Source organism: Inquilinus sp. (assembly GCF_057815775.1).
The window spans coordinates 1-4404 of record NZ_JBYRFX010000195.1 but is presented as its reverse complement, the minus strand read 5'-3'; the positions used below and the strand labels follow the sequence as shown (position 1 = coordinate 4404).

The 4404-nt window shown below is 65.6% G+C and carries 5 protein-coding genes; 4 read left to right on the top strand and 1 reads right to left on the bottom strand.

Annotation, left to right across the window (positions count from 1 at the left end):
* Nucleotides 1-84 precede the first annotated feature (84 nt).
* The 4 genes from AC3XYG_RS06960 to AC3XYG_RS06945 all read left to right on the top strand — a co-directional run bounded on the left by AC3XYG_RS06960 (nucleotide 85) and on the right by AC3XYG_RS06945 (nucleotide 3935).
* A complete protein-coding gene (locus AC3XYG_RS06960; protein ID WP_489139083.1) occupies nucleotides 85-1329 on the top strand; it encodes an SDR family NAD(P)-dependent oxidoreductase in 1245 nt (414 codons plus the stop codon).
* Nucleotides 1326-3044 (top strand): thiamine pyrophosphate-dependent enzyme, encoded by a 1719-nt coding sequence (locus AC3XYG_RS06955; RefSeq protein WP_489139082.1) that lies wholly within the window; start codon nucleotides 1326-1328, stop codon nucleotides 3042-3044. Before AC3XYG_RS06960 ends, AC3XYG_RS06955 begins: the two co-directional genes overlap by 4 nt.
* 47 nt (nucleotides 3045-3091) lie before the next feature.
* Nucleotides 3092-3460 (top strand): FUSC family protein, encoded by a 369-nt coding sequence (locus tag AC3XYG_RS06950; protein ID WP_489139081.1) that lies wholly within the window; start codon nucleotides 3092-3094, stop codon nucleotides 3458-3460.
* A gap of 208 nt (nucleotides 3461-3668) precedes the next feature.
* The gene (locus AC3XYG_RS06945; protein ID WP_489139080.1) at nucleotides 3669-3935 is read left to right on the top strand and encodes a hypothetical protein; all 267 of its coding nucleotides are present in this window, start codon (nucleotides 3669-3671) and stop codon (nucleotides 3933-3935) included.
* A 39-nt stretch (nucleotides 3936-3974) separates the two neighbouring features.
* On the opposite strand, the gene AC3XYG_RS06940 is transcribed toward AC3XYG_RS06945, so the two are convergent.
* The coding region (locus AC3XYG_RS06940; protein WP_489139079.1) for a heparin lyase I family protein at nucleotides 3975-4404 on the bottom strand (430 nt) is incomplete at its 5' end.

Below are 4404 nucleotides of genomic sequence, written 5' to 3'. Positions count from 1 at the left end.
AGGCTGCTGGCCGGTGCGAACACGCCGCCGGCCTGGGCCAGGGAGATCGCCCCGACGGCGACGGTCAGGCTGACGCTCGTCGGAATGTACCCGCGGGCGCCGCAGGTCAGGATGCCGACGACATGCGCCGGGTCCTCGATGCCGCCCATCACGATCGTCGGGATCTGCGGGAAGTCGTGCACCAGGCGGTCGAGATCCGCCTGCGTGAAGCGGCCCTCGTCAGGCGCATCGCAGGTGGATTTGATGAAGACCTGGCTGATCACCGGATGCTCGTCCGGCTTGGGAAAACAACTTGCCGAGGCGGTCGCTGGGCGTGGCGACCGCCTTGTCGCCACCGCGCGTTCGATCGAGGCCTTGCAGGCGCTGTGCAACCGTTTCCCCGATACGGTGCGTGGCGTGGCGCTCGACGTGACCCAGCCCGGCGCCGCCGCGGCGGCCGTCGCGCTGGCCGAAAGCGCCTTCGGCGGCCTCGATGTCCTGGTGAACAACGCCGGCTTTGGCTTTTTGGGGGCGATCGAGGAGGTGGAGCCCGGCGAATATTGTCCGGTGTTCGAGGCGAATGTGTTCGGCCTGATCGAGACGACGCGCGCCGCGCTGCCGGCGCTCCGCAAGCGCGAAGGAGCCTGCATCGTCCCGCCGGCCAGGATCGCCGTCAGTCCTTCGATGGCCTCCGAACCGATCGCGCGGTCGACGCCATTGATCATGCAGGTCTGGCGACGTTCTGGGGCGTCAAAGCCCCACATCCGTACGCGCTGGCCCTCGATCCTCAGGGTGTCGCCGTCGACCACCTCGACAGCGGCGATCGCAAGCGATGTCGCCAGGAGCATAAGCAACAGAGCGAAGCTCCGATGCCGGACGCACAAGGCTAATTCTTATCTCCACATTGACCGAGCCTTTGCACCGACGTCGACGCGCGCACGGCCGGCAGCGCTGGCGTTGGCGCCGAGCGGCGACCAGGTCATTTCCTTGAACAGCGGCAGCAGGGTCCGCGGGATGAATCGCGTCCGGGGCGCATATCCGCCAGTCGGGAAAACACAGTCGCCTCGGCGCAGCCATCTGGAAATGCCTCGCCGGCACGCTGCCGGAGGGGGACCCGCTCCGTTCGACGTTCGAGCGCCTTCGCGGCGGTCTGACAACGATCCGGGCGTCGCCCGCCGCTCCCCCGAGAGACGCGGCGCCCCCCCCCAAAGGGGGGATAGGGCCGAGCCGGACCTCAGCACTATCTCTGGCGGCGGAGCCTCGATCCGCGCCGAAGGCCGTATGCGAGAATCGGCACGGCGAAACTCCGTTCACGAATTTGACCCAGCGACATGTGAGGTTCTGCGATGAGCAAGAGAGTGGCCGATCTATTGGTCGAGACGCTGCAGGCAGCCGGCGTGAAGACGTGCTACGGGATCGTCGGCGACACGCTGAACCGGATCGCGCACGCCATCGATCGCAGCGACATCGACTGGGTCAGCATGCGGCATGAGGAGGCCGGCGCCTTCGCAGCGGGAGCGGAGGCGCAGCTCACGGGCCGCCTCACCGCCTGTGCGGGCACCTGTGGACCCGGTAGCCTCCACTTCATCAACGGGCTCTATGAAGCCAACCGCAACCGCGCGCCGGTCGTCCTGATCGCAACCCAGATCGTTCGGCAGGACCTCGGGTTCCAGTCGATACAGGAGATCGATTTGAACGATGTGTTCAAGGGTTGCAGCGTCTATTGCGAGATGATCGTGACGCCCGAGCAGGCCCGGCGCAAGACGGTCGCGGCCTGTCAGGCGGCGCTCACGAAGCGCGGCGTCGCCGTGCTCGTCGTGCCGGCGGACATCGCCAACGCCGCAGCGCACGACGAAGCACCGTACGCCGTCCATGCGCGTCGCCCCCTGGTTCGCCCGACCGACGCCGATCTCGACGAGATCGCGGCCATCCTCAACGAGAGCGACGCGATCACGATCTATGCGGGCGCCGGCTGCGCGGGGGCTCATGATCAGGTGGTCGCCACCGCGGCGCGGCTCAAGGCCCCGATGGCCCACACGTCGCGAGGCAAAGACTTCGTCGAGTACGACAATCCCTACAACGTGGGCATGACCGGCATCATCGGCCAGCCCGCAGGCTATCATGCCATCCTCGACTGCGACGTGCTGCTGTTGCTCGGATCGGATTTCGCCTGGAGCCAGTTCTATCCGAGCAAGGCCAGGATCATCCAGATCGATGCGGACCCGACCCATATCGGCCGACGGCATCCGGTCACAGTTGGCGCCGTCGGGGATATCGAGGCGACGTTGGATGCGCTGCTGCCCCGCCTCCGGCCGCATTCGGACGAGAACTTCCTCGCCAACTCCATGGAGCGCCGCCGGAAAGATCGGGCTGCGGCGGATGCCGAGGCCGTCTCCGGCGCCGATGCCAAGATCCCCGGGACCTACCTCGCCAAGATCATCAACAAGCGCGCGGCCGAGGACGCGCTGTTCTCGGCCGACGACGGCACGGTGGCAGTCTGGACGCTTCGCCATGTCGACACCGGCGGCAAACGCAGGACCTTCGCCAGCCTTCTACACGGCACGATGGCGGGCGGGATGCCCTCGGCGATCGGACTGCAGAAGTGCCAGCCCGGTCGGCAAGTAATCTGCATGGCGGGCGACGGCGGATTCACCATGCTGCTCGGCGATCTGCTGACTGTGGTGCAGGAGAACCTGCCGATCAAGATCGTGGTCTTCGACAACGGCAAGCTCGGCTTCGTCGATATCGAGCAGAAGGCCGCCGGCTTGGAGCCGGTGTACACGGACCTGAAAAACCCGGATTTCGGCAAGCTCGCCGAGGTGGTGGGTCTCTGGGGGCGCTGCGTCTCGAAAGCGGGTGAGCTTGAGGAGGCGGTCGAGGCCTGGCTCGCGCAGCCCGGTCCGGCACTGCTGCATGTGAAGGTCAATCCCATGCAGCTCGTGACACCACCGTCCCCATTCGTGTCGCCCGAGGCCGTGGTCGGAATGGCGGTCTACACCGCTAAGGCCATGCTGCACGGCAAGGGCCATGACGTCTGGGAAATGATCGTTGGGAACATCCCCTGACAATGACGGTGGCGCGGCACGCCGTCGTCCCTGCGAGAAGCGATCCGATGAGCACCGCGACCACCCTGCGCTCGTTGCATTTTGCCCGAGTTCCGTTGCCCTGCTGGGCGTTCGGGATCCGCATCTGGATCGCCGTCGTCGTCGCGCTGGCAGCGGGCTTCTGGATGCAGATCGAGGTGCCGTCCGCCGCGGCGATCACCGTTGCGATCCTGGCGGCGCCGACCCGTGGGCCGGCGCTGGAGAAGGCCTGGTATCGGCTGCTCGCGACGGTTCTCGGCGTCACGGCCGCCATCGTCATCGCCGGCCCGTTCTCCCAGACCAGGAACCTGATGCTGGCCGGCTTCGCCGGTTGGCTGGGGCTCGGCGTCTACGCCGCCGTGGTCCTGGAGGGCAACCGTTCCCGTGCAGCGGGCTGACCGGCTAGACCGTGGCGATCGTCGCCATCGAGCAACTGGACACGCCGCAGCTGGTTTTCCAGACGGCAGCCGTCCGGGGCGCCGCGATCGTCGTCGGCATCGCCGCGGTTGCCGTGGTGAACGACCTGCTGGCCACCCCCGACAGCCACGTGCGGCTGGGGCCGCAGCTGGCCACCATCCGCCGCCCCACGACGAACGCTTCAGCCGGATGTGGGAGTTCTATCTGGTGGCCTGCGAGAACGAATTCCGCCTGGCCGGCTGCATGGTGTTCCAGATCCAGCTGGCCCGGAAGCGGGACGCCGCCCCGTTCACCCGCGAATACATCACCGAAACCGATCGCCGCTACGCCACCCTGGCCGCGGTGGCGGAGCAGTCGGCACCGCGACGGCCGGTGAGAGGAGAGGGTCCGAAGGCTCTTCCTTCCGAGGCCATGACAAGAGCTGCATACAGGCTTCCGACATCTGAAAACGGATGAGCAATTCTTGTCATGTCTCAAAGTTGATGTAGGGAAAGTTCATCTGCGCGCGATTCTGTCCATTTGCTCGACAGAAGCTCGTTGAGGTGAGGTTTTCTCAGCGTGTAGTACCCCTGGGTCGACATCCTTGTCGCTCTGGCCGTGGCTGTAGTTGTCGAAATACGCCGTCAAGTCCTTCCCGGGGGCAAGGCTTTCTGTCTTCAAGCCGAACATGAAATAAGGCCCTTTGATCCGTCCGGGATAGCCAAGCTTCTCCTCTTTCTTGAAGATCTCCTTGCCATTGAGGAAGCACGTCACCTCGGCAGAGCCCGATTGCTGCCAGATCACTTTGAACTTGAAATCCAGCCACTCGTCCTTGGGGACTTTCTTGATCTTGCCGAGCTCGGGCTGATTTGCAGGGTCGTCCGAAGCCTCGCTCCCGCCAGCGCCTTTGATTTTGATCTGGCCGTTCTGGTAGCGGATCGACATC